Source organism: Nocardiopsis sp. CA-288880 (assembly GCF_050955985.1).
Classification (GTDB): domain Bacteria; phylum Actinomycetota; class Actinomycetes; order Streptosporangiales; family Streptosporangiaceae; genus Nocardiopsis; species Nocardiopsis tropica.
Map to the genome: position 1 here is coordinate 4,159,880 of NZ_CP192105.1, position 26,255 is coordinate 4,186,134.

Annotated in this window: 25 protein-coding genes and 2 pseudogenes; 13 read left to right on the forward strand and 14 right to left on the reverse strand. The window is 71.5% G+C overall.

Annotation, left to right across the window (positions count from 1 at the left end; genetic code table 11):
• Positions 1–244: 244 nt before the first annotated feature.
• Positions 245–3,019, reverse strand: coding sequence for an AAA family ATPase (locus ACQPYD_RS18390; RefSeq protein ID WP_433696828.1), 2,775 nt, complete (start codon positions 3,017–3,019; stop codon positions 245–247).
• A gap of 202 nt (positions 3,020–3,221) precedes the next feature.
• Here ACQPYD_RS18390 and ACQPYD_RS18395 point away from each other — a divergent pair, with 202 nt between their 5' ends.
• Positions 3,222–3,608, forward strand: a complete 387-nt coding sequence (locus ACQPYD_RS18395) for a winged helix-turn-helix transcriptional regulator (RefSeq protein WP_433696829.1) — start codon at positions 3,222–3,224, stop codon at positions 3,606–3,608.
• Between the two features lie 54 nt (positions 3,609–3,662).
• On the opposite strand, the gene ACQPYD_RS18400 is transcribed toward ACQPYD_RS18395, so the two are convergent.
• Entirely contained in the window at positions 3,663–4,316 is a 654-nt protein-coding gene (locus tag ACQPYD_RS18400) for a MarR family winged helix-turn-helix transcriptional regulator (RefSeq protein WP_433696830.1), read from the reverse strand.
• A gap of 138 nt (positions 4,317–4,454) precedes the next feature.
• Between ACQPYD_RS18400 and ACQPYD_RS18405 the strand changes: the two genes are divergently transcribed.
• The 4 genes from ACQPYD_RS18405 (at position 4,455) to ACQPYD_RS18420 (ending at position 9,420) form a co-directional block, all read left to right on the forward strand.
• Positions 4,455–5,426, forward strand: a complete 972-nt coding sequence (locus tag ACQPYD_RS18405; RefSeq protein ID WP_433696831.1) for an aldo/keto reductase — start codon at positions 4,455–4,457, stop codon at positions 5,424–5,426.
• A gap of 172 nt (positions 5,427–5,598) precedes the next feature.
• On the forward strand, positions 5,599–6,702 hold the full coding sequence (locus tag ACQPYD_RS18410; protein WP_433696832.1) for a Gfo/Idh/MocA family protein: 1,104 nt from the start codon (positions 5,599–5,601) through the stop codon (positions 6,700–6,702).
• 458 nt (positions 6,703–7,160) lie between these two features.
• Positions 7,161–8,255 carry an NAD(P)-dependent alcohol dehydrogenase gene (locus ACQPYD_RS18415; protein WP_433696833.1) on the forward strand — a complete coding sequence of 365 codons (1,095 nt, stop codon included), beginning with the start codon at positions 7,161–7,163 and terminating at the stop codon, positions 8,253–8,255.
• An 82-nt stretch (positions 8,256–8,337) separates the two neighbouring features.
• Positions 8,338–9,420, forward strand: coding sequence for an MBL fold metallo-hydrolase (locus ACQPYD_RS18420; RefSeq protein ID WP_433696834.1), 1,083 nt, complete (start codon positions 8,338–8,340; stop codon positions 9,418–9,420).
• A gap of 133 nt (positions 9,421–9,553) precedes the next feature.
• Here the strand turns inward: ACQPYD_RS18420 and ACQPYD_RS18425 are convergent, their stop codons facing one another.
• On the reverse strand, positions 9,554–10,048 hold the full coding sequence (locus ACQPYD_RS18425; protein WP_433696835.1) for a hypothetical protein: 495 nt from the start codon (positions 10,046–10,048) through the stop codon (positions 9,554–9,556).
• 258 nt (positions 10,049–10,306) lie between these two features.
• Positions 10,307–11,176 carry an alpha/beta fold hydrolase gene (locus ACQPYD_RS18430; RefSeq protein WP_433696836.1) on the reverse strand — a complete coding sequence of 290 codons (870 nt, stop codon included), beginning with the start codon at positions 11,174–11,176 and terminating at the stop codon, positions 10,307–10,309.
• Between the two features lie 107 nt (positions 11,177–11,283).
• On the opposite strand from ACQPYD_RS18430, the gene ACQPYD_RS18435 reads away from it, so the two are divergent.
• From ACQPYD_RS18435 to ACQPYD_RS18445, 3 genes are all read left to right on the forward strand, one after another.
• Positions 11,284–11,787 carry a CGNR zinc finger domain-containing protein gene (locus tag ACQPYD_RS18435; protein WP_433696837.1) on the forward strand — a complete coding sequence of 168 codons (504 nt, stop codon included), beginning with the start codon at positions 11,284–11,286 and terminating at the stop codon, positions 11,785–11,787.
• A 572-nt stretch (positions 11,788–12,359) separates the two neighbouring features.
• Complete coding sequence (locus ACQPYD_RS18440) at positions 12,360–12,911, forward strand: TetR/AcrR family transcriptional regulator (RefSeq protein ID WP_433696838.1); 552 nt, start codon at positions 12,360–12,362, stop codon at positions 12,909–12,911.
• A gap of 139 nt (positions 12,912–13,050) precedes the next feature.
• Positions 13,051–13,581 (forward strand): hypothetical protein, encoded by a 531-nt coding sequence (locus ACQPYD_RS18445; RefSeq protein WP_330157369.1) that lies wholly within the window; start codon positions 13,051–13,053, stop codon positions 13,579–13,581.
• A gap of 263 nt (positions 13,582–13,844) precedes the next feature.
• Here ACQPYD_RS18445 and ACQPYD_RS18450 read toward each other — a convergent pair whose 3' ends face one another.
• The 5 genes from ACQPYD_RS18450 to ACQPYD_RS18470 form a co-directional block, all read right to left on the reverse strand.
• The gene (locus tag ACQPYD_RS18450; protein ID WP_433696839.1) at positions 13,845–15,080 is read right to left on the reverse strand and encodes an epoxide hydrolase family protein; all 1,236 of its coding nucleotides are present in this window, start codon (positions 15,078–15,080) and stop codon (positions 13,845–13,847) included.
• A gap of 271 nt (positions 15,081–15,351) precedes the next feature.
• A complete protein-coding gene (locus ACQPYD_RS18455; RefSeq protein WP_433696840.1) occupies positions 15,352–15,954 on the reverse strand; it encodes a dihydrofolate reductase family protein in 603 nt (200 codons plus the stop codon).
• Between the two features lie 154 nt (positions 15,955–16,108).
• A complete protein-coding gene (locus ACQPYD_RS18460) occupies positions 16,109–17,182 on the reverse strand; it encodes a lysostaphin resistance A-like protein (RefSeq protein WP_433696841.1) in 1,074 nt (357 codons plus the stop codon).
• A gap of 241 nt (positions 17,183–17,423) precedes the next feature.
• Positions 17,424–17,927, reverse strand: a complete 504-nt coding sequence (locus ACQPYD_RS18465) for an NUDIX hydrolase (protein WP_433696842.1) — start codon at positions 17,925–17,927, stop codon at positions 17,424–17,426.
• 174 nt (positions 17,928–18,101) lie between these two features.
• The gene (locus ACQPYD_RS18470) at positions 18,102–18,791 is read right to left on the reverse strand and encodes a TetR/AcrR family transcriptional regulator (protein ID WP_433696843.1); all 690 of its coding nucleotides are present in this window, start codon (positions 18,789–18,791) and stop codon (positions 18,102–18,104) included.
• Positions 18,792–18,900: 109 nt separating this feature from the next.
• Here ACQPYD_RS18470 and ACQPYD_RS18475 point away from each other — a divergent pair, with 109 nt between their 5' ends.
• Together ACQPYD_RS18475 and ACQPYD_RS18480 are read left to right on the forward strand one after the other, a co-directional pair.
• Positions 18,901–20,313, forward strand: a complete 1,413-nt coding sequence (locus ACQPYD_RS18475; protein WP_433696844.1) for an MFS transporter — start codon at positions 18,901–18,903, stop codon at positions 20,311–20,313.
• 420 nt (positions 20,314–20,733) lie between these two features.
• Entirely contained in the window at positions 20,734–21,165 is a 432-nt protein-coding gene (locus ACQPYD_RS18480) for a hypothetical protein (RefSeq protein WP_433696845.1), read from the forward strand.
• Between the two features lie 217 nt (positions 21,166–21,382).
• Here ACQPYD_RS18480 and ACQPYD_RS18485 read toward each other — a convergent pair.
• The 3 genes and pseudogenes from ACQPYD_RS18485 to ACQPYD_RS18495 form a co-directional block, all read right to left on the reverse strand.
• Positions 21,383–21,835, reverse strand: a pseudogene (locus ACQPYD_RS18485) (IS982 family transposase); the annotation flags it as partial.
• Between the two features lie 111 nt (positions 21,836–21,946).
• Positions 21,947–22,345, reverse strand: a pseudogene (locus ACQPYD_RS18490) (YdcF family protein); the annotation flags it as partial.
• A 178-nt stretch (positions 22,346–22,523) separates the two neighbouring features.
• A complete protein-coding gene (locus tag ACQPYD_RS18495) occupies positions 22,524–23,429 on the reverse strand; it encodes an NADP-dependent oxidoreductase (RefSeq protein WP_433696846.1) in 906 nt (301 codons plus the stop codon).
• 146 nt (positions 23,430–23,575) lie between these two features.
• On the opposite strand from ACQPYD_RS18495, the gene ACQPYD_RS18500 reads away from it, so the two are divergent.
• Positions 23,576–23,941 (forward strand): MerR family transcriptional regulator, encoded by a 366-nt coding sequence (locus tag ACQPYD_RS18500; RefSeq protein ID WP_433696847.1) that lies wholly within the window; start codon positions 23,576–23,578, stop codon positions 23,939–23,941.
• A 240-nt stretch (positions 23,942–24,181) separates the two neighbouring features.
• Positions 24,182–24,715, forward strand: a complete 534-nt coding sequence (locus ACQPYD_RS18505) for a hypothetical protein (RefSeq protein WP_433696848.1) — start codon at positions 24,182–24,184, stop codon at positions 24,713–24,715.
• Positions 24,716–24,725: 10 nt separating this feature from the next.
• On the opposite strand, the gene ACQPYD_RS18510 is transcribed toward ACQPYD_RS18505, so the two are convergent.
• On the reverse strand, positions 24,726–25,346 hold the full coding sequence (locus ACQPYD_RS18510) for an NAD(P)-dependent oxidoreductase (RefSeq protein WP_433696849.1): 621 nt from the start codon (positions 25,344–25,346) through the stop codon (positions 24,726–24,728).
• 54 nt (positions 25,347–25,400) lie between these two features.
• Here ACQPYD_RS18510 and ACQPYD_RS18515 point away from each other — a divergent pair, with 54 nt between their 5' ends.
• Complete coding sequence (locus ACQPYD_RS18515; protein ID WP_433696850.1) at positions 25,401–25,760, forward strand: winged helix-turn-helix transcriptional regulator; 360 nt, start codon at positions 25,401–25,403, stop codon at positions 25,758–25,760.
• 243 nt (positions 25,761–26,003) lie between these two features.
• Here the strand turns inward: ACQPYD_RS18515 and ACQPYD_RS18520 are convergent, their stop codons facing one another.
• A complete protein-coding gene (locus tag ACQPYD_RS18520; protein ID WP_433696851.1) occupies positions 26,004–26,147 on the reverse strand; it encodes a hypothetical protein in 144 nt (47 codons plus the stop codon).
• Positions 26,148–26,255 lie beyond the last annotated feature (108 nt).

Below are 26,255 nucleotides of genomic sequence, written 5' to 3' on the forward strand. Positions count from 1 at the left end.
GCACCCCCGGCGACCACCGCCCCGGCCCCGCCCGGCCCGCGAACGGCTTCGGCGCCCCTCGCAGCGGCGTCGTGTCCGGGGCCGACCGGCCCCGGACACGACGAAGCCTGACGAGCTGGTGCGTGATAGCGGGTGAGGCATGGTGCCCCGTCCGCGGTGCTTGTCAGATGTTCGCGATGCGGTCGCTCCCCCTGGCAGCAGGCGCCACACCGCCCGGCCGCGACGCCCCGCACACCGGCGCGGCTCAACCCGGCTCCGGGTCGCCGTGGGTGCGTCCCAGCTCGGACCGCGTGGTGATGCCCAGCTTGGCGAACACGTTGCCGAGGTGGTGGCCCACGGTGCGGTGACTGATCCGCAGCTTCGCGGCGATCTCGCGGTTCGTCATCCGCTGAGCGGCCAGCCGGGCGATCCTGTGCTCCTGGGCTGTGAGTCGGACGTCCTCTCCGGCGTCGGGGCTCCCCCGGCCGCCCGGGGGGCCGGTGAGGTCCCGTTCACGCCGCGCGCGCCGGCTCAGCGGCTCGGCCCCCAGGCGGTCGAACACCTCCAAGGCGCTCCCTAGGTGGACACGCGCGTCGGTCCGCCGGCGCCCCCGCCGCAACCACTCGCCGTAGAACAGCTGGACGCGGGCGCGCAGGAGAGGTTGCGATCGTGTGCCAGGCACGTCGAGCGCGGCGTGGAAGGCGTCCTCGGCACGGGGTCCGCCCAACAGCGCCTCGGCGGCGTGCGCGGAGGAGCACGCCCACGGCGCTCCGGTGCGCCGTGCCCAGGCGTGCAGCCGCCGCACCCGTTCCTCGGCGACGTCGAGACGTCCCACGTGCACAGCGGCCTCGGCGGTGTCGAGCGCGGCCAGCAGCGCGAAGGTCGGGTGCATCGCGCCGTGTCCGGGGTCGGCCAGGCGCAGCAGGGTGTCCAGCGCTTCCTCTGGACGCTCCTGGAACAGACTCGTCATGCCCTTGATCCAGTAGGACGCCGCGCTCACCGCACGGCTTCCCCGGGGGAGCGCGGTCCGTAACACGCGGTCGGCGGCCTCGGCGGCCCGGTGCTCGTCACCGCGCACGGCGGCGAGCCAGCCCAGGCAGTTGCGGCAGTGGGCGGCGATCTGGTCGGCGCCCACGTCCTCCGCAAGCCGCAACCCTTCCTCGGCCGCGGAATCCGACTCCGCCCAGCGGCCGGCGAAGCCGTCCAGCGTCGCGGTATGGGCCAGGACGTCGGCGAGCCGGGCCGGTTCGAAACGCCGCCGCAGGTGCGGCGCTCGGCGGCGCAACGCGTCCCCCGTCGCCGTGTCGATGCCCCAGACCACAGCGAGAGGAGCAGGCGGAAGCAACCGCAGCGGCGTCCTCCGCGCCCGGGAGAGGGCGTCGGCGAAACCGGTCGCGTCGGCCGGCGCGGTGTCGGCGGCCGGGTCGTCGCTCCACCAGGCCAGGAGGACGGGCAGCCCGGCCCGCTCCTCGACGTCGAGTTCCAGCAGCGACTCCAGAGCCCCGGCCGCCAGATCGCTGCGTCCGGCCGCCCAGCCGGCGCGCATGGCCGTGGTGCCCAGCTCCAGCGCCGTACCCGGGTCCTCGACCAGCTCCATGTCGGTGGTCAGGTAGTGGTGGGCCAGTTCGGGGGCGCCGCGGGACGACTCGATGACACCCCGCAGGCCCAGGCTGCAGCGGGCGATGTGGGTCCCCGGGGCCAACCGCTCCGCGTCGTCGAGCAGGCGCTCCGCGGTGGTCGCCCACCCGGCGTCCCAGGCGGCCCGTGCGGCTCCGGCGAGCCTCCGGGAGGCGTCGATCGGCGCCGGGGAGAGTTCGGCGGCCCGCCGCAGCGCCCGTGCCTCCGCCTCCATGGCACCGCGGAGCCGGGAGCGGGCCGCGGTCCGTTCGAGCAGTCCGGCGACGTCCTCGTCGTGGTCGTGTGCCGCGGAGGCGAGGTGCCAGGCGTGCTCCTCCGCCTCGTCCGGCAGCGCGGCGGCCAGGGCCTGGTGCGCCCGCCGCCTCGACGCGGCACCGCAGCACTCGTAGACGGCTCTGCGCACGACGGGGTGGCGAAACCCCACCCGGTCGCCCCTCACGCGCAGCAGGCCCGCGTCCGCCGCCTCGTCCCAGGCGGTGTCGTCGATGCCGGAGGCGCGGCCGGCCCGCCGCACCAGGAGCAGGTCACCGTGCTCCTCGGCCGCCACGAGTACGGTGAGCAACCGCGCCGGGGGGCTCAGGGCCTCGATCGCGGCACGGAAGGCGCGAGACAGCCGCGGTCCGATGGGCGGCCTCGGCCGGCCGGGGAGGGGTTCGACCTCGTCGGGGACCCAGTCGGACCCGACCGACTCCAGCAGCGCCAGGGGGTTGCCCCCCGCTTCCTCGACCGCCGCCCGCACCACGGCCTCGTCGGCGCGCGGGGCCACGGTCGCGTGAAGACGCCGGGCGCTCTCCTCGGCCAGGCCCTCGACCCGCACGTCGGGGATGCCCTCCCACGGCCGGGCGGCCGGGTCTCCGTGGTCGGCCACCAGCACCACCACGGAATGTGCCGCCACACGCCGGGCGAGGATTCCCAGGCACCGCGCACTGGCTCCGTCGAGCCACTGCGCGTCGTCCAGCAAGACGAGGACGGGCCGCTCTTCGGCGATCGCGCAGAGCAGCGACAGCACGGCCGCCCCCACCGGGAGAGGGTTCGCCGACGCCGTACCCGCTTCGAGTGCGGTACGCAATGCCGCGCCCCTGTCCGTCGGCAGCGACCCCGTCCGCGCGGCCACCGGTCGCAGCAGCCCGTGCAACCCGGCGAAGGGCAGGTCCGACTCCGACCGGGTGGCCCGGTGGCTGAGCCGGACGAAGTCCGCGGCCCGGTCGTGGGCGTAGCGCAGCAGGGTGGACTTGCCGATACCCGGTTCGCCCCACAGCGCGAGGGCGCCGCCCCTGCCGTCGCGGGCCCCCGCGAGAAGGCCGTCGAGGGCCGCGGTCTCCTCCTGGCGGCCGATCGGCTCCGCCGTTGCCGGGAGAACCCCGGCTTCGGCGGTGTGCGTGTCGGAAGGCGGAGGGTTCATGGCGCTCGTTCGGCGGTGAGGGGCTCGCGAGCGGCACCGGTGGGCGGGTACGGCTCGCGTCCCGGCGGGTGTCCCCTGTTCACGGCGACTCCCGGCAGAGGGGATGCGTGTTCATGGCCCAAGACTGCCCCACGGCTCCCTTCAGCAACAAAACAGACATGACTCGATCAGCAAAGATGACCCTCTCCGGTACCCTGCCCACATGGCCCGATCCCGACCGACCGACACGTCCGCGGCTCCTTCCGCCCACAGTGGTACGGCCGACGACTTCGCGTACATCGACGACGAGGTGTGCCGCAGCTTCCAGCGCTCGGTCGAGATCGTGGGCAGGAAGTGGACCGCCTCGGTGCTGCTGGCGTCCGTGCGGGGCGCCCGCAGGTTCGTCGAGTACCGCGCGTACGTTCCCGGCATCTCGAACCAGCTGCTGTCCCAGCGCCTTCGGGAACTGCAGGCCCACGGGCTGATCGACCGGACGGTCGTGCCGACCACCCCGGTGCAGATCCTGTACCGGCCCACCGAACGCGGCGCCGGGCTGATGCGCGTCCTGCACCCGCTCATCGAGTGGAGCGTCGAGAACGACCGGGAGTGACGGATCTCGACCGATGAGCCCGCGCCCCCGTCCGCCCGGGACCGGGTGGCGGGGTCACCCGTGCGGCGGCACGGGACCGTCCGCCCGGGATGTCGCTCCCTCCTCGGGAGCCGGTGCCGCTGAGCCGCTCTCGGACCGCCCGTGTTTGATGGCGGCCTCGACCGCGGTGCCGATCCGGCGCAGCGCCGCGAGCTCCTGCGGCCCCAGGCCGTCGATCAGATACTCGCGGACCGCCGCGACGTGCCCCGGCGCCGCTGCCACCACCGCCTCGTAGCCGGCCTCGGTCAGTATCGCGTCGGTGCGCCGACCGGCCCCCGGGACCCGGGCCCGTGTGAGCAGTCCGCGCTTCTCCAGCCGTCCCGCCACATGCGACAACCGCGACAGCGACGCCGACGTGCGCGCGGCCAGCTCGCTCATGCGCAGGGTGTGCGCCGGCTGCTCGGAGAGCACCGAGAGCACCATGTACTCGAAGAAGGTCATCCGGGCCTCGCGCTGCATCCGCGCGTCCAGGGCGGCCGGCAGGCTGATCATGAGCGCGGAGTTGGCCAGCCACGCCGCCAACTCGTCGGGCTCCAGCCACCGCGTTCGGGCAGCCGAAGCGGGGGGCCGTCCCGCGTGGAGATCCTCGCCGGGCTCCGCCTCCTCGGCCCTCGGCCCCGGGGAGGCCTCCCGGTCCGGCCCGTGCCCACCCGCCGTGTTTCTCGCCATGGCCCCATCCTAACCACCGTTGTTGACGGATCAAGTTGAGTCACGTAGAACTTGATGCGTCAAGTTCGAACGGTCCGGGGCGCACCGGCACAGGTGCGCCACCGCGGGTCGGCGACCCCCTCCAGGAAGGACCACCTCATGCGGACCACATCGCTCGGCGGACTACAGGTCTCGCGCATCGGCCTCGGCGTCATGGGAATGTCCGCGTTCTACACCGGAGCAGGCCGTGACGACGCCGCGTCGATCCGCACCGTCCAGCGCGCCGTGGACCTCGGCGCCACCCATCTGGACACCGCCGAGGTCTACGGGCCCTACGTCAACGAGGAACTCCTGGGCCGCGCGATCAGCGGCCGCCGCGACCAGGTCGTCATCGCCACCAAGTTCGGCCTCGTCTCCCACACCGGCCGACCGGGCCCCGACAGCACCCCCGCCAACATCCGCGCGGCGGTGGAGGGCTCCCTGCGGCGTCTCGGAACCGACCGCATCGACCTGTACTACCAGCACCGCGTCGACCCCGGCACCCCGATCGAGGACACGGTGGGCGCGCTGGGCGAACTGGTGGCCGCGGGCAAGGTGCGCCACATCGGCCTGTCGGAGGCGGCCCCGGCGACGATCCGCCGGGCCCACGCGGTCCACCCCCTGACCGCCGTCCAGACGGAGTACTCGCTGTGGACCCGCGACGTCGAGGCCGGCGTGCTGCCCGCTCTGCGGGAACTGGGCATCGGCCTGGTCCCCTATTCGCCTCTCGGGCACGGCTTCCTCACCGGTGGCATCCGCTCGCTGGACGGCCTGGACGCCACCGACTGGCGGCGTACCAACCCCCGGTTCACCGGTGGCAACCTCGCGCGCAACCTGCGCATCGTCGACGAGGTCGGCGAGGTCGCCGCGCAGGTCGGGGCCACGCCGGCGCAGGTCGCCCTGGCGTGGCTGCTCGCGCAGGGCGAAGGCATCGCTCCCATTCCGGGCACCAGGCGCGCCGACCGTCTTGAGGAGAACACCGCCGCCGACGGCCTGCGGCTCACCGGCGCCCAGATCACCCGGTTGAACGAACTGGCACCGGCCTCCGGCGAGCGCCACGCCGCCGCCGACATGGCCGCCGTCGACCGCTGAGAAGGCGGCGGGGCGAGTACCGCCCCGCCCCCCCCGCCGACCGCACCGGTCGGCTCCCGGGCGGCGGCGCGACGCCTCCCGGGACGGCTCCACCACTTCCACGTCCCTGCAGCGGACCGGACCTACGGACCAGCCGTACGCCGGCCGCGACTCGAGAACGGAACCGCACATCATGTCAAGCAGCCCGATCCGTGTCGGCGTCATCGGCGCCGACACCGAGGCGAGTTGGGCGGGGGCGTCGCACATCCCCGCCCTGGCGGCGCAGCCGGAGTTCAGGTTGGCGGCCGTGGCGACCCGGCGCGAGGAGAGTGCGCGCCGCGCTGCCGAGGTGTTCGGCGCCGAACGCTGGTTCGCCGACCCGTTCGAACTGATCGGCGACCCCTCCGTCGATCTCGTCACCGTGGCCGTCAAGGTTCCGGCCCACCGCGAACTCGTGCTGGCGGCACTCGCGGCGGGCAAGGCCGTGTACTCGGAGTCCCCGCTGGGCGCGACCGTCGCGCAGACCGAGGAGATGGCCGCGGCGGCGGGCCGGCTGCACACGGCGATCGGCCTGCAGGGGCGGCACAACCCCTCGGTGCGCCGCGCCGGGCAGATCGTGGCGGAGGGACGGCTGGGGCGACTGCTCTCGGCACGGGTCGCCGCGACGACGTTCGGCAACGGCCCGGAGTCGGTGAGCGCCTACGCGTACTTCGACAAGGCGGCGGCGGGGGCCGGCTTCCTGACCGTCGCGGTGGGCCACGTGCTCGACGTGGTCGAGGCGGTCCTCGGGCGCGTCACCGAGATCGACGCGCGCACCGAACTCCTGTGGCCGCGGGTACGGCTGACCGACACCGGCGAGATGTCGGTTCGGCAGACACCGGACCACCTCGACGCCGTCGTCAAGACCGCCTCGGGTGCGCCGGTGGGGGTACAGGTCCTGGCGGGCGTACCCGCGGCGGACGCCCGCTTCAGCCTGGAGGTCCGCGGAACGGACGGCTGGCTGGCGCTGACCGGCGACCATCCCGCGGGTGTTCAGGTCGGCGACCTCGCGCTGACCTCGAGTGCGGAGTTCACGGCGCCCGACGCCCCCGTCGCCACCGGCACCGGACCGGCCGCCGCGGAGGTCTGGACGGGCGCCTCCGTCAACGTGGGAGAGGTGTATGCCGCTCTGGCCCGCGACATCGGGAACGGGACGTACGACACCCCGGGGTTCGCGCACGCCGTCCACAACAGCCGACTGATCGCCCGCGTGGAACAGGCCGCGCGAACCGGCCTCCGGCAGCACCTGCGGCCGTGACCGGTCCGACGCGCCGGCCCACGTGACCGCTCGCGGTTCCGGGCGGGCCGACGGTCGCGGCGTTCACAGCGGGCTGGGGGACAGCGTCCCCATCGCTCGGAGCACCGGCCCCAAGGCTGAAGGCGCGGCCCCGAGCACGTGGCGGGCCCCGGTCCGAAAGAGCAGGCCGGGGCCCGTGCGCGTGCGCGTGCGGACGACACCACGGTGGGAACGCGTTCGACGGGTGTTCCGGTCGACCGGACCGCACAGGCGTGCCCCGCGGCGCGCAGGCCGTGACCGATACGGCGACCGATTCGCGGACCCGGACGGCTGCCGTAGGTTCAGTCCCGCTCGAGGGTCTTTCGGCCCGCACCACACCGATTCCAGGAGTCGTCGATGAATGCTGTCCTCGGTCGCTTCGGCGTCGGCGGGGCCTTGTGAGAGGGCAACGCCGTACGACCACATCCGCGCTGGCCGCCGTGATCGAGAAGCAGGACGGGCCGTTCGAGTTCCGCGACGTCGAGGTCGAGGAACCCCGGTCCGACGAGGTCCTGGTCCGGATGGTCGCGACCGGGATATGCGCGACCGACGCCCACGTGCGGGCCCAGCGGATGGCGACACCGCTGCCGGTGGTGCTGGGGCACGAGGGCGCGGGGGTCGTCGAACGCACGGGAAGCGCCGTCACCTCCGTCGCACCCGGTGATCACGTCGTGCTGTCCTACCACTCGTGCGGTCGGTGCAAGCCGTGCGTCTCCGGGCACGCGGCCTACTGCGACGACGTCTGGGCGGCGAACTTCGCGGGTGCCCGCCTGGACGGGTCGAACGGGCTGCACGCCGTCGGCGGCCCCGGGACCGGTCCCGAACCCCGCGGACACTTCTTCGGGCAGTCCTCCTTCTCCACCTACGCCCTCACCCACCAGCGCAACACCATCAAGGTGCCCGCCGACCTGCCCCTCGAGGTCATGGCCCCGCTCGGCTGCGGTCTGCAGACGGGCGCCGGGGCCGTGCTCAAGGCCCTCGCCGTTCCGGTGGGCGCGTCCCTCGCCGTGTTCGGCGTGGGCGCCGTGGGCCTGGCGGCGGTCATGGCGGCGCGCGTCGCGGGTGCGGCCGTCATCGTGGCCGTCGACGTCGACGCCGACCGGCTCGCACTCGCGCGCGAACTGGGAGCGACCCACACCGTCGACCCCGGGCTGGTCGGGGACCTGGCAGCCGAGCTCCGCGCGGTCCAGGAGCGCGGCATGGAGTACGTCCTGGACACGAGCGGCCGGGCGGAGAACCTCGACGCGGGTGTCGGCGCGCTGGCGCCCATGGGGCGGTTCGGCTTCGTGGCCTTCCACGAGGGCGGGGGCGCGGTGGTCGACGCGGGCCGCCTCGCGGCGGGCCAGTCGCTGCAAGGCATCATCCAGGGCGACGCCGTGTCGCCGCTGCTGGTCGACGAACTCGCCGAACTCTACCGGGCGGGCCGGTTCCCGATCGACCGGCTGCTGTCCTTCTACGACTTCACCGACATCAACACCGCGTTCGACGACGCGGGCTCGGGTCGGATCACCAAGGCGGTCCTGCGGTTCACGTGACCGGAACAGCGCGGCCGTTCGTGCGCCGCGCTGAGGACCGCATGTTCCACATGAGCGAAGAACAGGGAAAGGTATTTCACCGATGTGCCCCAGCAGCCAGAGAACCATCACCGCCGACAGCGCCCCGGACTTCTACGGCATCGACCACTACGGTTTCCCCAGGACCGGGGAGGACGACCCCTCCGACCCCGAGGGTTACTACCCCCCGTATCTGCGGAGTGAGCGCTTCCAGAAGTACGGCTACCACGTGGAGGAACTGCGCGACGGCTTCTACTGGGTCACCAGCGCCGGTTACGACGCCGCGTTCGTGGTGACCGGCGAGGGCGTGGTCGCCATCGACGCACCGCCGACGCTGGGCGAGAACATGCTGGCGGCGATCGAGGAGGTCACCGACCAACCGGTGACCCACGTGGTCTACAGCCACTGGCACGCCGACCACATCGGCGCCGCCTCCGTGTACGGCCCCGACGTCGAGATCGTCGCCCACAGCATCACCAAGGAACTCCTGGAGCGGTTCCCCGACCCCAAGCGCCCGGTGCCGACGCGCACGTTCGAGAACGACTACGTCCTCGACGTGGGCGGCGTGGAGCTGCACCTGTCCTACAAGGGCGAGAACCACTGCCCGGGGAACATCTTCGTCTACGCCCCCCGGCAGAAGGTGCTCACCGCCGTGGACATCCTGAGCCCGGGCTCCGTGACGTTCATGCACTGCGACGCCTCGCAGAACATCTCCGGCTGGTACGAGGCGCACTCCCAGATCCTCGAGTACGACTTCGACTTCTTCGTCGGCGGGCACCACATGCACTACGGCACCCGTGAGCAGGTGGAGCTGTGCGTGGAGTACTTCGCCGACGTGCTCGAAGGGGCCACCGCGGCGGTCGAGCGGTTCAGCGGCTCCGACGCGCTGGTCGGCATCCTGGCCGGCGCCGGCCAGGACAGGGTCTTCGTCGGCACGGAGAACTGGATCAACTCCATGGCGAACTACACCACCCAGCACGTTCTGGAGAAGCGGACCGGCAACGGGCAACTGTGGTGGGAGCGCCTTGCGGGCGCCACCACCCAGACCAAGTACCACGCCTACACCGTGCTGGAGTCGATCCGGTTGGAACGGCCCCGCCCCGACTACCGCCTGCGCGGGACCAACCCCCCGCCCTTCCAGACCTGACGCGGCCGTGCGCGACAGGTGTGCGGTTGGACGCGAAGAAGCCCTGCCCTCCACATCGTGTGAAGGGCGGGGCTTCCCCCTACGCGGGTCGTCGTCCTGCGCCAACGGGCCACGATGAGGGCGAGAGGCCGTGTCACTCCGCCTCGGCAGGGGGCTCGTACCCGGGCGGAGGGTCGATCGGCTCCCCCTCCTCGTCGATGACCCCGGTGTCCAGGCACCACTCGCGCAGGACCGCCACCATGCCCTGGGGTGAGGCCTGGTCGGCCACCGCCTCCCGGGCCTCCGGGGTCGCCGTCGTCAGGAAATCGGCTGCCGTCCCGGCGTAGATGTCGCCCAGCTCCGTCAAGGACGTGATGGTGCTGTCGGCGTCCACACCGGGTTCCGCCGGCTCCACACCGGCGGCCACGTCCCACGACTCCGCGGCCATGCGCGCGTGCGTGCACGCCGAGACGGTGTCGATCTCCTGTTGCTCCAGGGCTTCCTGCGACAGGCCCTCGGGTGAGGGGGACGCCGAGGCGTCGGCGGTGGGAGAGGGCTCCGGGTCGGGGGCCGTGTCCTGTCCGCCGCAGGCGGTGAGGGCGAGGACGAGGAGTGCGGCCGGGGCGAGGAGGGGGCGCGGGAGGGTCATGACCCCATCCTCGCCGGGGAGGCCGGCGGGCGCAGGAGAACTCCGATTCCCGCCCCGCCGGCGGGGGCTTGCCGCCGTCCCGGCCCGAACGGGGCCATGTCACGGGCGTTCCCTGCCGTGCGCGCCGAGGGGCGCCGGCACGCACGGCGGGGTTCGGCGGGTGTCCGGGCGGCGTCGGCCGCCGGGACCGCGCGGGGGCGGAGCGTCACAGCCCGCGCCGGGGGCCGGCTCTCTCCTCGGTGCCGGCCCCGCCCCTGGTCACAGCAGCGTGCGGCCCAGGAAGTCCCGCATGTGGCCGACCACGGTGTCCAGGTGGCTCTCGAGCAGGAAGTGGCCGCCTCCGGGCACCAGGTGGATCTCGGCGTCCGGCAGGTCCCGGGCGAAGGCGCGCGCACCGTCGGGGCCGAAGATGAGGTCCCCCTCCCCCCACACGGCCAGGAGCGGGACGCGGCTCTCCCGGAAGTACGTGTGCAGCCGCGGGTACAGGGGCCGGTTGGTGGCGTAGTCCCGGAAGAGGGCGAGCTGCGCGAGGTCGTTGCCGGGGCGGCTGATGTCGCGGTGGTCGGCCGTCCAGGTGTCGGGGTCGACCAGTTCCGGGCGGTCCACGCCGTGGAGGTACTGCCAGCGGATGGCGTCGAACCCCAGGGCGGAGCGGACCGCCGGCTCCGTCCCGGGCCCCGGGTCCTCGGCGTAGGCCTCCAGGGGTGCCCAGAACTGCGGGACGAAACCCTCCTCGTAGGCGTTGCCGCTCTGGGAGACCACCGCGGTGATCGCCTCCGGGGCGCGGAGTGCGAGCCGCCAGGCGATGGGGGCGCCGTAGTCCTGCACGTAGACGGCGTAGCGGTCGACGCCGATCTCGGTCAGGAGCGCCTCGGTGACGTCGGTGAGCGCGTCGAAGGTGTAGCCGAACGTGTCGGCCGGCGGGGTGTCGGAGTGGCCGAAGCCGAGATGGTCCGGGGCGATGACGCGGAACCGGTCGGCGAGCCGCGGGATCAGGTGGCGGAACATGCGCGAGCTGGTGGGGAAACCGTGCAGGAGCACCAGGGCCGGCGCATCGCGGGGACCGGCCTCCCGGTAGAAGACGCGGTGCCCTCGAACGGTGGCGTACTGGTGGCGAACCTCGACCATGACTAACCCCATCAATCTGTTTTGGTGGTTATCTGCACCCCCAGTGGACCCCACGCAAGGTAACCTGTCAAGTGGAGCAAGAGGGTTAGACGGGGAGGTGGGTGGTCGTGATCGACGAAAAGGCACTGCTGGAGGCACTGAACAGCACCCCGGTGGTGGACGGCCGACCGCAGGACCTGTGGGCCGATGACGCCGTGCTGCGGCGGTGGGCGCAGGAGCACGGCGGCCCGGACGAGGCGCCGGCGCTCGACTGGCTGCGGACGGCCAGGGACGCGGTCCAGGCCGCCACCCGCGGCCCCCTGCCCGAGACGGAGCTGCGGCGGATCCTCGCCGGCGCCCACCGGGTCCCCGAGATCGGCCGGGAGGAGCTGCGGTGGCCTCTGCAGGGGCCGCCCGAGCGGAGGCTCGCGGTGGAGCTGGTGCTCGCCTGGTACGAGGTCCGGGCGCACAGGCCCGGTCGGCTGCGCCCCTGCGGCAACGACGAGTGCCGCCTCTTCCTCCTGGACCGCAGCCGCGCCAACACCGCCCGCTGGTGCTCGATGAAGACCTGCGGCAACCGCCTGAAGGCCCGTCGCCACCAGGAGCGCGTCCGCCAGGAGCCGGGGGCCTGAGGGCGGCCCGGCCGTGCCCGCCGTTCTTCCCGGGCCGGCGGGCCCCGCACGGCCGCCCCCGGGACACCGCGAGGGCCGCGGAGGAACGCGTGCGCGAGCAGGGGGCGTGGCGAACGGGAGGGGCCGGTCGGCCCGGGAACTGTTTTTTGAACGGGTCGGGTCGCAGAGCCAGATCCTGATCGGGGGGGACCTGCACGGTCCCGTCGTAGATCGCGGCCCGCTTGTCATAGCGGGTCGCGACCGCGCGGCTCTGCTTGAGCAGGTTGATCGCCCGCTCCACGGTGTTGCGCTCGCGGTGGGCCACCCGGGCGAAGGCCGGGGGCCTGCCGCCCACCGACCCCTTGCGCCGGCGGTGTTCGCGCTGGCCACGGGGTGGTTGCCGGCGTGAGCCCGCCCCTCCCCATCGAGGTCAACCCCCAGCACGGAGCCACCACATGAGTTCGCCCGGCCAGCAGAGCATCAGGCCAGGGGACTCCGCCGCCCACCGCAACGCTCCCGCATGGACCATCTCCATTGTGACCATATCGGTCACCTTGTGACCGTTATGGTCACACATGCGCTATGGTCTCCCCATGGTGAAACCGACCAGTGAGCAGATCGACGCTCAGATCGTGGACCGGGCGGCGGGCCTGTTCGCCCGCCACGGCTTCGAGAACACATCAGTCCAACAGATCGCCGACGCGACCGGATACTCCAAGGCCGGGATCCTGCGCCGCTTCGCCACCAAGGACGCGCTCTACGAGGCGGCCATCACCGCGATAAGCCGAGCGGTGACCGCCGTCACCGCCGAGGTGGAGGCCCTCCCCGCAGGCGAGGAGCGGGACCAGGGCCTGATAGCCGGGTTCGTGGACCTCACGTTCCAGTGGCCAGGCGTGAGCACGCTGTCCCTGGGCCTGATCGACATCGATCCGAACGACGCCCCCGCGGAGCTCCTCGCCTGCGGGGAAGCCGTCACACGCGCCTTCGGGATCGACTGGGCCTCCTCCGACGAGGAACGCCAGATCCGGGTGATCAGCGCTGCCGCCGTGCTCACCCACGCCTGCCTGACCGCCGTGCGCGTCGGCCGTGAGCGGGAATGGCGACCCACCATCATCGCCACAGCCCTCGATGCCCTCGGCCACTGAACGGCGTCGCCGTTCGGCCGCAGAACCAGAAGGGAACGACCTGATGCGCCTTTTTCGCGATTTCCTGAACGTCATCAGAGAGCATGGAAGAACCTACGTCCTTCTCAATATCGCCGTCTACGGCCTGTTGGGAGCGACGATGGCCGTGACAGCCCTCTCCCCCGGGTTGCAGGAGAGGGGACTCGAACGCGCCCAAGCCTTCATGGAGCCCGGACCCATGGACTTCGTGGTCTCCGCCTACGTGAACGGCGACTTCGTGTCGGCGGCCCTGGGCACGTTCATCTTCAACCTCACCTTCGCTGCCCTGCTCACGACCACGATCCCCTCGCTCGTCATTCCGTTCTTCGGGGTCGCCGCCACGGTCTACCGAGCCATGGAAATCGGCATATGGCTCACCCCGACGTCCTCGGACGCCGCCATCGCCCTCATCCCCCACCTCCCCGTCCTGATCATCGAATTCCAGGCCTACATCCTGGCGACGCTCGGCACGATCATTCTCTGGCGATCGACCTTCGGGTACCAGCGACTCGAACTGCCGTCCAAACGGGCGGGGTACCGGGCGGGCCTCGGCGTCAACCTGCGCCTCTATCCCGTCATCGTCCTGGTGCTCTTCGTCGTCGCCGTCTTCGAGGCCTGGGAGGTCATCTACCTCATCCCACTCCTCCACTGACCCGACACGGAACGCTCGAACTCGCGAAGTCGCCGGAGGAAGGAACCGACCGCGCACTCGTTCACATCCCGGGTGGGCAAGCGCGTGCGTCCCGGGCGATCGCGGCCCGCTACGACAAGCGGGCCGCGATCTTCGACGGGACCATTCAAGTGGCCTCGGTCCGGATCTGGCTCCGCGACCTGACCCGTTCAAAGAACAGTGCCTGGGCCCACCCCCCGCCGGGCCGACTCCCGGCCGTCGGCCCGGGAGCCGGCGGAGGCCGGTCAGGGCCTGCGGTCGTGAAAGGTGCGGCGCAGGTCGTCCACCCAGGCTCCGGGGTTCTCCCAGGGGATGAAGTGGCCGCCGTGGTCGTGGGCGTTGACGTTGACGTGGTTGAACCAGTCGCCCTGCGGGCCGTTCCTGAACGCCTGGACGCGTTCGGCTGCGGTGTGGATCCCGGGCGGGTTCTCGTAGGTGACGAGGGTGAGGCCGACCGGTGCCTGTACGACCGGAGTGCGGTCGTGGGAGGGCGTCCAGGGGTAGCGGTTGGCGTTGGCGTAGTAACGCATCGACGTGGCGATGGAGTTGTTCGCCCAGTAGATCGTGGCGTGGGTGAGCAGGTCGTCCCTGGTGAAGACGGATTCGACGTCGCCGCCGTTGTCGCTCCAGGCGTTCCACCGCTCCAACAGCCAGGCGAGCAGTCCGGCGGGTGAGTCGCTCAGCCCGTGGGCGAGGGTGGCGCCGTCGAGCATGTGCACGGCGAGGTGGCTCGCCGAGCGGCGGTCCATCTCGACGATCCGGGCGCGGACATCGGCCGACTGATCGTCGGTGAGGGGCCGGTTGCGGGCGAAGTCCCAGGCCCGGGGGCCGTTGAAGAAGTCGAGCGGCAGCCCGGAGCCGATGTGGACGCCGTACAGCTCGTCGGCGTACTTGTGGCCGAGCTGGCTGGAGACGATCCCGCCGATGTCGCAGCCCCCGGCGGCGTACTTCCCGTACCCCAGGGTCCGGGTCATCAGGGTGTGCCAGAGGTCGGAGACCTTCCAGAAGTTGACGTCCGGAAAGCCGGTGAGCGGACCGGGGAAGCCGAAGCCGGGCAGGGAGGGCACGATGACCTCGAAGGCGTCCTCGGGGTCACCGCCGAACGCGGCCGGGTCGGCGAGCGGGCCGATCACCTTCGACCAGTGCCAGAACGTCCACGGCCAGCCGTGCGTGAGGATCAGCGGGATCGGCCGCGGGCCGCGGCCGGGCTTGCGCATGAAGTGCACCGGAACGCCGGCGACGTCCACCCGGTAGTGCTCGTGGACGTTGATGGCGGCCTCGGCCCTGCGCCAGTCGTAGCCGTCCCGCCAGTAGGCGACCAGCTCACGGAGATAGCTGTCGGGGACGCCGTAGGACCAGTCTTCGTTCCCCTCGTCCAGCGGCGGTCGGGTCGATGCGAGGCGGGCGCGCAGGTCGTCGAGGACCTCGTCGCAGACGTGGATCGGAACGGGCTTCAGGGGGAAGGCGGGCGGGGTGCTCATCGCGTGGTTCCTCACGGGGGTGTGCCGTCGAGCAGCGGGCCGGGACGGCCTCTCGCCAGGGCGCTCCGACCGCCCTGTCGGCAGCCGATCGAGGGGCGGCGGCGCAGCGAGCGCCGGACGAACCAGGGCGCTCCGGCGCGAAGGTGCGTCGCCAATCCAACCACGTCCATGCCGCTCCGCGAGGGGACGCGACGACGTCCGCGCGCCCGTATCCGCGGTGGGAAGGGTTCGGCTCGGGGCGGCCCTGCGGGGCCGCCCCGGGCCGGCGGGCCTATGCGGTGGCGGCGCTCTCCGCCGCACGGCGGTACGTGTTGATCAGGACGCCGGACGGTGTCGACCGTGTGGCGGCCAGGGCCAGGCGGCGCGGGGCCGTGCCCTCGGCGAAGAGCTGCTTGCCCCTTCCCAGAATGAGCGGGAAGACCAGCAGGCGGTACTCGTCGACGAGGTCGTGCCCGATCAGCGTCCGGAGCAGGTCCCCGCTGCCCAGTACCACGGTCTCCGCCTCCGTCGCGGCCTTGATCCCGCCGACCTCCGCCACCAGGTCGGCGCCGAGGAGAACGGAGTTGGCCCACCCGAGGTCCTCGAGGGTGCGGGAGGCGACGTACTTGGGCATCGCGTTCATCGCCGCCACGGCGGGATCGTCCATGTCGCCGTACGGCCAGGTTCCGGCGAAGATCTCGTACGTCCTGCGGCCGAGGAGCAGCGCGCCGGCTCCGGCCGTGGCCTCGCTCATGAACCGCTCCACGGCGTCGTCGACGTAGGGCAGCACCCAGCCGCCCCCGTCGAACCCGCCCTCCCGGTCCTCGTCCGCGGAGAGGACCGACTGCATGACGCCGTCCAGCGACACGAAGTTGACCACGACCAGTCGTCCCATGAGTTGCCCCCGTCGATTCGCCTGTATCCGTCGTTGTAGACCAGCCGTCGGACAGAAAGTCACCGGTGTTCAGGAGAGGAAGAAACGTCGACCGGCCGCCGGGCCGCCGCGGTCGCCGGACGGCGGCCATGCGCGCATGGCCGCCGTCGCCCCGTCAGACCCGCACGGGGTGTGGGCCGGAAGGGGTGAGAGCCGGCCCCGTCCTGCGCGTGCGCAGCCACACCACCGCCGCGATCACGGCGACGGTGACGCTCGGCACGAGCAGGACGGCCGAGCCAGTGCCCACCGACCGGTCCGTGACAGCACTGCCGATGTCGGAGTGCAGGGCCGTGACGATGATGAAGGTGAGCGTGTTGAGCAAGGCGTGGACGACGACCGCGATCTCGATGCCGCCGGTGCGCCAGGTGATGACGGCCAGGCTGACGGCGAGGGTGAAGTACCAGAGGTTGATCCACGGGTCGTCCGCGCCGTGGATGGTCGTGAACAGCAGGCTGGAGACGAGGACGCCGAGGACCAGCCCGGTGCGCGGTCCGCGGCTCCAGCTCCCGGCGACCCGGAAGACGAGGCCGCGCAGCCCGTACTCCTCTCCGGCCGACTGCAGGGGCGTCAGCAGGAGGGTGCCGACCAGCACGCCGACCAGGTCGGCGACCGGCCAGTAGGTCTGCTCGAAAGGCATCGAGACGTTCATGACGACCACGGCGATCAGCCAGACGGGGCCGATGAACAGCAGGGCCCGGCCGAACACGTCGAACCGGAAGCCCGAGACCACCGAGTGCAGCGAGGCGCCCCTCACCCCGTAGAGCCACCGCTGGAGGAGCATGCTCCACGGGATGAGCAGCGCGAGGGAGAGCATGCCCGCGGCGTGGTAGAGCGGCGTGTAGTCGGTGCCGCCAGCCGCCGGGTTGGTGTCGCCCATCCGCGTGTCCAGGAAGGTGGCGGCCTGGACGAAGGCGAAGCTGAAGACGAACAGCCCCGCCACCAGGAGCACGATCGCGAGGACGCCCCGACCGATGCGGCGCTTGTCCCCGGCGAGCACGCGGTGGTACTCCACGCCCGGCGGGACCGCCCGCGGACCGCGGCGCCCAGGAACCGGTGCGGAGTGGCCGGGCTCTCCGGACAGCGGGGGCTGCGGGGCCTGCCCCGCACCGCCGCCCCACGCCGTGCGGAACGGCCCGGCGGCTGGTCGTGACGGTGGGAGGGGGGTGGAGAAGTCATCGTTGCGGTACATGCCACGAACGTATTTCGGGGTGCGCCCGCAACCGAGTGCCACCGGTCACGGGATCCCTCTGCGATCCGCACGGCCCCGGGATGACAGATGTCATGCGCGGCCACGGTCCCCGGCGGAGCGGCCGGGGCCGCCGCCGTCGTGGGCACGGGGGTCCGGGACGCAACACCGGATCACGGAGTGCCGTGCGCGAGGCCGCGCGACCGTTGGCAGCCGCGAAGACGACAGTGGATGCGGTCTGGCGTCACCAGCGGGCGACAAGCCTCTCCTGCGTGCCCCGGTTGCGGTACAGCCAGGTGGCCCCCGACGCGACGGCCCCGGTCAGGTAGCCGAGGATGGGCTCCCGCTGTGTCGCGCTGTCCAGTTCGCCGAGCAGCTTCAGGGCGTCGGGCAGGGGGAAGAAGGCGGCGTGTTCGATGTCGTCGTCCTGCGGGGCGATGTCCCCCGACCACTCGTCGATCTCGAAGGCTGCGGCCACTGCGGAGGGGTGCTCCTCGGAGTCGATGTGCATGAGGAACGCGGTCCTCACCGGGTCGCCCACCAACAGCCCGGTCTCCTCCCGCAGCTCGCGGCGCAGGGCTTCGTGCATGAGCTCGCCGTCCTCGACCCCGCCGCCGGGCAGTGACCAGCGCATCTCGCCGCCGCTGCCGAGGCTCTCCCGCACGAGCAGGACCTCATGGCCCTGGCGGACGATGCCGATGACCAGCTGCACCCGGGGCCTGGGGGCCTTCCCTTCCTCTGCTGTCATGCCGCAGACCGTACACGGGGCCGTTCGCCGGCGGCCGGGGCCGCCGTGGAGACGGTGCGGCCCCCGCCGGATTCGTTCCCGGCGTCCAGCCACCGGTCCGGGCCCTCTAACGCCCCGGCCTGTGACGAGACCGTGCCATCCCTCGTACGCGGTGCGTTCCTTGCAGCAACCCGGTTACCGACTGTGGAGGTGGCTTCTGACCTGTGTGGTGATCAAGGCGATCAGGGCCTGGAACTGTTCGTCCGGGCTCGGCGTGGGGAGGGCGGCGGCTTCGCGGAGGGTGGGGATGTCGAGGTCGGTGTGTTCCTCCAGCCAGGGGGCGGGGATGAGTGGTCGGTTCGCGGTGGTGGCGCGGTCGGCGGGGTGGTCGACCATCAGGGCGAAGGAGAACACGAGCAGGGACAGGTGTCGGTGGACCTCGAGCGCGGCGGTGGTGTCGAGGCCGATGTCGCGCAGCAGTGTCAGGAACCGGTCGAGGTTGGTCAGCCGGTTGGGGTGGACCGAGGTCGGCGGGGTGTCCTCGTCGACGGCGACGAGCAGGGCGCGGGGCCAGCGCCGGTACAGCGCTCGCAGTGATCGGGCGTGGGCGGCTACCGAGTCCTCCCAGGTCCCGGGGTCGAGCGGGGGCGGGTTCCAGGCGTCGAGCATGAGGTCGACGGTGAGGTCGATGACCTGGCGGCGGTTCTCGACGTAGTTGTACAACGCCCGCACGGTCACCCCGAGTTCGGCGGCCAGGGCGTGCATCGTGATCGCGCGGAACCCCTGTGCGCCGGCCATCTCCAAGGCTTTGGTCGCGATGATTTCGCGGGTGAGCACGGGGCGGCCCTTGCGGGTCGTCGGTCGGCGGCGTTGCGAGCTGGGCATGGCCCCATCCTAGGGCCGCACACTTAAACTTCACACACATTGACTTTTAGGTCGTTGGTGCCGCACCCTGGCTCAGGTAACCCTTGACACGTCGAAAGCCGAGGATCGTATGGCCGCCGAGAAGTCCCGTCGTCTGCCGCCGTTGAGCGGGGTGCTGGTGCTGGTGATGGCCTCCACCGGGCTGGTGGTCGTCGACATCACGATCGTCGCGCTCGGGTTACCGCTGATCAGCGCCGACGTCGCCGATGGAGGTTCCGTGGAGTCGGTGGTGGTGACCTACACGGTCGCCATGGGCGCCCTCACGCAGGTGGTGGGAAGCCTCTCCGACCGGTGGGGGCGGCGGCCGTTGTTCCTGACCGGGATCGCGGTGTTCACCCTGGCCTCGCTGGCGGCGATGCTGGCGCCGAGCCTGGGGTTCTTGAACCTCGCCCGGGTCGTCCAGGGCGCCGGGGCTGCGGTGATCATGGTCAATGGCATCCCGTTGCTCTCGGACCGGTACTCGGGTGAAGAACGCAACCTCGCGATTGGCGCCTGGGGATCGTTCGCCACTGCGGCCGGGCTGCTCGCCCCGACCCTGGGCGGGCTGCTGATCGAGGCCTTCGGATGGCAGGCCGTCTTCGGGATCAATATCCCCCTGGGCATCGCGGCCTACATCGTCGCAGCGCGTGTGCTGCCACGCACCGCGCAGCCCGGCCCCGCTGCCCGTCCGGACTGGCTGGGCAGCGTGCTGCTGATGGTCGGTCTCGGCGCCGCCACCACGCTCATGCTCCGCCCAGAGGCAACCTGGGGCATACAGGACACGGCACTGCTGATCGTTGCGCTCACGTCGTTGGCGGGGTTCTCCGTCCTCCAGTTCCGCGTGCCCCAGCCGACACTGGAGTTGCGGCTGTTCACCCAGCCGGCGTTCTCCGGGGCGATGCTCGCGGTGTTCCTCTCCCGCGTTCTGAGCATCGGGGGTTCTGTCTACCTGGTGCTGTACTTCGCCGACGCGCTGCTGCTGGGCCCGACCCTCGCGGGCCTGTTGATGACGCCGATCTTCCTCGCGCAGATGATCACCGGAATGGTCGGCTCCAAGCTCCTCAGCCACTGGGCGCCCGGTCTGGTCATCGGCTTGGGCTACACCCTCAAAGGCGCCGGGCTCCTCGCGCTGGCGCTGCTGGTCGCCCCCGACACCCCGTGGTGGGTGCTCCTGGTCCCGCTGCTGGCCTGGGGCGCCGGAGGCGGCATCGCCGGAGCGCCGGTGATGGCCGTGGCGGTCAACGTCACCGCACCCGAACGCGTCGGCATGGTCGCCGGAAGCGTCTCCACCCTGGCCTCCGTCGGAGCCGGTATCGGTACCGCAGCGCTCGGCGCCGTCTACACCCTCTACGGCGGCGCCGACCGCGAAGCTGTCACCGACGGGGTTCAAGCCGTCCTGACCGTATCCGCCCTCCTGTCCGGCTTCGCCGTGGCGACGACGTTGATCCTGATCAGCCCCCGCCGGGTGCCCCGCCCGGCACGTCACGAGGAAGCCGCAGCCTGATGCGGGCAGCGACCATGAGGGCTTCTCAAAGGCCGAGCGCGACCGGAATGTTCCTCACCGTGTGCCACTGACGCTCCGCCCCGCACAACTCGGGGAACCGGTCGAGCAGGCCAGAAACCGAGGTCTTCCCAGGACGGAGAATGGAACAACCAGAGTTCCCTTCGGCACGTCTTTACGGTTTTACGGTTCCATGAAACGCATGCCATACCGGAGTGCGCTGTCCCTGATCGCTGTGCTGCTGGCGAGCGCCCCAGGATGCGGCGGGTCGGGTGAGCCGGAACCGACTCCCTCACCCACCCCGATCGTGCCGACGGCAGCTCCCACTTCACCGGAGCCCTCGAATTCCGTCGACTACTGCCTCGGCGGTGGGGCGTTCCGAACCCGGCCGCGCCTCCCTACGCGGGTCCCGGACCGCACCTCGTGCTGGTCGGCGTGGAATTGTTGCCCTCATCCGGCTCTGACCTGGGGAGTGGATCTTTCGACATCTACACGGTGCCTCACGAATGGCGGGCCTACGACGAGGAAACGCAGGAGGACGAACCGTTACCGGGCCAGTTGGTCGTGTGCTTGACCGGTGTTCATCAGCGGGAGTTCACACCGATGGGCACCGGCGAATGGGATTTCGGGGAGAGCCCGGTGTACCCGGCGACGCACTCGTTCAGGGTGTACGAGGCCAGGACCGGTGAGGCAGTAGCCACCTTCGTCATCGACAGCGACCTCGATGCGTACTCATCGTGCCCGAGCGCGTTGCGCATCCCGATCGACTCCGGCACCCCGGGCATGGCGCAAGGAGTCAAAAGCGAGACGTTCGCCGCCGAGCTGGAGCCCTACGTCATGGCGGATCTGGGCTGACCCCACCCGCTGGCTGTGCAACCGGCGGCCCCGCGAAGGCCGACTCCGGCGACGTCGACAGGCTCGTGGACCTCGCGCTCGGGGTCGGCTTCCCCAGTGGGCGGGCCCGCCCGGACGGGGCCGGGGCAGGGCGCCCTTGCGACCGGACACCCGCGCTCTGAACCCTTGTGCGGTCCGGTCATAGGCGGTTCGCAGCTAGATGAGTAATTCCAAGGGGTCAGTGGTCGTAGGCCGTCAACGAGCGTAGGACCGGCTGGCCGGTGCGGTCGTTGTGCCAGACCGCCGCGGTCAGCGCCAGGATGCGCTGGAGCACCCGGGCGATCACCCCGCCCGGGGTGCGGCCACCGTGCCGTTCCAGATCCAGCTGGCCCTTGAACGTCTGGTTGATCGACTCGATCACCTGCCGCAACGGGCGGAAGAACGCCGCTCCGGCCCGCGGGGGCTCGCCCTTGCGGGCCGGACGCAGCAGGCTCACCCCCGCCTGGTCCAGGGAGCGCTCGAAGTCGCGCCCGTAGTAGTTCTTGTCCGCGATCAGTATCTGACCGGGGCGCTGCTCCAGCAGGCCGGGATCGTCTTCGAACATGCCGGTCAAGGTGGTGCGCTCGTCGGCCCCGAGACGGCGAAGCGCCCACAGCCCGTACAGGGCCAGCAGAGGTTTGACGAGCACCCACTCGCCGGGACGGTAGTCGTCCGCGCGCACCAGCCTCGCGGCCAGGTCCGGGCGCCGGCGCCGCAGGTACGCGCGGGCCTTGAGCGCGTGGGCCGGCTGGGAGACGATCGCGATGCGTTCGGCGTCCTCGATCAGCGGGATCACGTTCTCGACGTTCTCCCAGGTCGTCGTACTCCGGTCCTCGAGGAGCACCGTGCCGTCGAACCCGAGCGACTTCGCGTGGTCGGCCATCAGCCGGGCCTCCGCGACGCCGCTGCCGACCGCGCCACCGCTGAGGACCAGGCGGGTGGCGTGCGCTTTATCGGCCGGGATCGAGCGGATCCCGGCGCGGACCCGCCACCGGTTGACGGCGTTCGCCCTCGGCTGGGGGTTGCGGTAACCGAGCACGACCACGGCGTCGGCGGCTCCGCCACCGCTCCCCACCAGGGTCCGGGACCAGCGCCAGTTCAGCCACTCGCTCCAGGCCAGGGTCAGGATCCCGACCACCGCCAGCCCCGTCCTTCGCCGCATACGGCCGACTCTAGGGCACCCTGGGTATCGGCCGGGGCAAACCGGTCGCCGAGCGGGTCGGGACAGCGGGGGACGCGCCGGAGCGCCGCTCCCGCCCCAAGGACATCGGCACGGCCCCTCCGGGGACGCGGGCTCCCCGCGGCCGAAGCAGCGGGAAGCCCTGGACGGTCGGACGGACTCAGACGCGGACCACGATCTTGCCCCGTGTGTGTCCGCGCTCGGCGTGGGCGTGCGCTTCCGCGAGCCGTTCGAGGGGGTAGGTCCGCTCGATGCGCGGTGTGTAGCGGCCCTGTCGGCCGAGTTCGCCCGCTTCGGCGAGGAGCGCGGAGTCGTTCTCCGCGTTGGCCAGGTGCGTGCCCAGGCGCTGCGCATTGGCGTGGTCGGCGACCGTCGACACGCGGGAGGGGTCGCCCACGATCGCGACGAGGTCGTCCAGGGAGCCGGAGGCCGCGGTGTCGAGCGCGATGTCGACGCCGCCCGGGGCCAGGGAGGCCAGGCGCTCCGCGAGGCCGGTGCCGTAGGTGGTGGGAACGGCCCCGAGGGAGGCGAGGAAGGCGTGGTTGCGCTCGCTGGCCGTCCCGATCGCGGTGGCGCCCCGGGCCACCGCGATCTCGACCGCGGCACTGCCCACGCCTCCGGCGGCGCCCTCGACGAGCAGGGTACGTCCCCGCAGGGGGCCGAGCACCTTCAGTCCGCCCATCGCGGTGACGGATGCCAGACCGGCGCCGGCGGCCTCCTCGTCCGTCCATGTGATGGGAGCGTGGGCCCAGGCCGAGAGCACGGCCAGCTCCGCCGTCGCGCCGGTGACGCCGCCCAGGCCGAAGACGCGGTCGCCGACGTCCACCCCCTGTACCCCGTCACCGATCCCGTCGACGACGCCGACTGCGTCACGCCCGGGAATCGCGGGCAGGTCCACGGGGAGCATCTCCCGGACCGCACCGGAGCGCACCTTCCAGTCGACGGGGTTGACGCCGGCCGCCGCGACGCGGATGCGGATCTCGCCGGGTCCGGGGTGCGGGTCCGGCGCCTGCTCGACCACGAGGGTCTCCACACCGCCGTACTCGTGATAACGGACTGCGCGCATGATGTTCTGCCTTTCCACGCGGCCGGAACCGGCCGTTCGTGAGATCGGTGAGGCGAATGCTCGGCGAGTGCCGACACCCACTACGCTAGAACCTGACGTTGACGTCAGGTGCAAATCGGGCATACCGCCCGCACGGAGGAGGACCGGTGCGTATCGGTGAGGTCGCCGACAAGGCGGGAGTGAGCGTCCGGGCGCTGCGCTACTACGAGGAACAGGATCTGCTCCCGGCCGACCGCAGCCCCGGCGGCCAGCGGCACTACCCCGCCACCGCCGTCGGCCGGGTCCGGCTGATCCAACAGCTGTACGCCGCGGGCCTCCCCAGCAGGGTGGTCCGCGATGTGCTGCCGTGCGTGGACTCGGGTGAGGCGCACCCGGCGCTCCTGGACCAGCTGGAGTCCGAACGCGCCCGCATCGACCAGCGGATCACCGACCTGCTCGACGTGCGCGACCGGCTCGACGACGTGATCGCCATCACGCGGGACCCCGATGCCGACTGCTCCCCCATGCAGTGAGGACGACCGCCGCAACGACTGCGGACGCCACCGGCGCACGAGGGCGTGCCACGGCTCGGAACCGCTGTTCCCCCGTGGGCGCCTGCGCTCCCCGGCCGGACGGCCCCCGCAATCGCGCCCGCGGTCGCCGTCGCGGGGCGCAGCGGCACTGCCCGGTGGTCCCCGGCGTGGATAGCATCACCTGGCCGGTGCAAGACGTCCGCAACGACGCCAGGCGTCCCGGCCCGGCAAGGAGGCCACATGAGCGAGGCGTACTCGCCGATCCCGGAGCTGAACCTGCTCAAGGAGTTCGAGCGCCGGATCGGTCCGGTCCACTACTCGGAGGGTTTCGAGCTGCGCGAGTACGGCGCGGACGCCGGCCTCCACACCTGGTCTGAGCATCCGGAGTTCCTGAGCCGGTTCATCCCCTTCGCGCAGGCCAACCACTCCGGCTCCGACTACGCGCTGTGGCGGTGCGACGATCGGACCGACCTCGCCACTCTGCCCGTCGTCCTGGTCGGCGATGAAGGGCACCTCTATGTGATCGCGCGAGACCTGAGGGAGCTGTTCCGGCTTCTGGCGATCGACAGTGAGCCCGTCGCCGACTTCGGGTTTCTCGCCCCGGAGGACGTCGAGGAGCACAGCGACGGCCACCATGAGTTCCTCACCTGGTTGAAGGAGAACTTCGGCCTTGAGCCGCCGGAGGACCTGGACGCGCTCTGGACCGGTCGGAAGAAGACCGACGACCGGTTCAGGGCATGGGCGAGCCGGTTCGTCGAGTTGGAGGACCGCTGACCGTAGGAGGCTATGACGTTGGTGTCGCGGTCGTGTGCAATGCCGGCAGCAGAACGCCGACATGCTCGCCGACGTGCTCGCTGGGCTGCTCTGCGAGGTCGATGAGTGCGCGGGCGTGGTCGGCGTAGGTGATCCGCGCACCGAGGTCGCCGGCCGCGGTCAGGGTGTAGCGGCGGTGAGGCGAGCCGGTACGGTCGAAGTCTCCCGCCGGGCTCACAGCGGTCCATGCCAGTTCCGATCGGGTGAAACTCTCGAGGGCAGCACGGTGGCCGAGGGAGAACGGGCGGTACTCCGCCGGGAAACCCTCCGCGTCGACCGGAGCGACCCCGAAGGCACCCGGAAGCAGTGACGCGATACCCACCCACACCAAGCGCTGAATGCCCGCTTCGAGAAGACCGGCCGCGAGGCTGTTCGCGGCGGCGGGATAGAACTCCCTCGGGTCGCCGTCGGAGGGTGCCACTGCGACGACTGCGGCATCGTGCCCGACCGCCGCCCCGGCTATCGCCTGCGGATCGGTGACGTCCGCATCAGCCCTTCGCAAGGCGGTCACATGGTGGCCCCGCGACGATGCCTCGGCCGCAGCAGTGGTCCCAGCCTGGCCGCCGGCTCCAAAGATCACGATGTTCAACATGTGCGAGATGCTAGATCGACATCCGGTTCCCGCTCGGGTACCTACGCTTGTTGTATGCACCCAACGACACCCCTCACGTTCGACGAGGAGCTCTGCCCGTCGTCGATGCTGCCGGTCCGGATGCAGAACAAGTGGGCACCATTCGTGCTACGGCTGCTCGACCACGGTGACCAATCGTTCAATGCTCTCCGACTGAAGCTCCCGCGCATCGGCCCCAAGGAACTCACTCGCGCACTCCGGTCACTGGAACGCGACGGATTCATCACCCCCAGTCCAACCGGCTACCGACTCACGCCCCTCGGGCGGAGCCTGCTCGCGCTGCTGCTCGACGTGTACGCCTGGACAACGGAGCACTGGGACGAAATCGTCGATGCCCGAGATCCAGACTCCGCCCAGAGCCCGAGTGGCCTGTAGCCGACCCGGTGTGAAGAACCTCTTGGTCTGCAACGACCAACTGTCCGCCGCAGTTCGTGAGCTCCATGGCTGTGCCGCTTGTCGCCGGTCGTGGCTTACCTGGGGGCGGACCAGGTACGCCGGCAAGCGGCAATGGGCTGATCAACCGACCGATCCGGACGATGCGGAGTCGGGGATCGGCTTCACCTCGGGCAACTGGCGGCGCATGGTGGAGCGCCGCCGCTTCGAGGCGATGGTGTTGCGCTACCTGGCCGAGGAGCTGCACACCGGCGACATCGCCGTCGTCGGCTCGAACGAGTACGCCGACTGGTCCGAGCACCCGCTGCCGTGGGAGGAGTGCGAGCAGAAGCTGGCCGCGTTCTGCGCCGGGGTCGGCCTGCCCGACACCGCGGCGGGGTTCGTCGACCACCTCGAGCACCGGCACCTGTGCGCCTCTACCGCGTTGGAGGCAGGGTACGCCGACAACACCGACCACTACGTCTCCGACACCTGCGC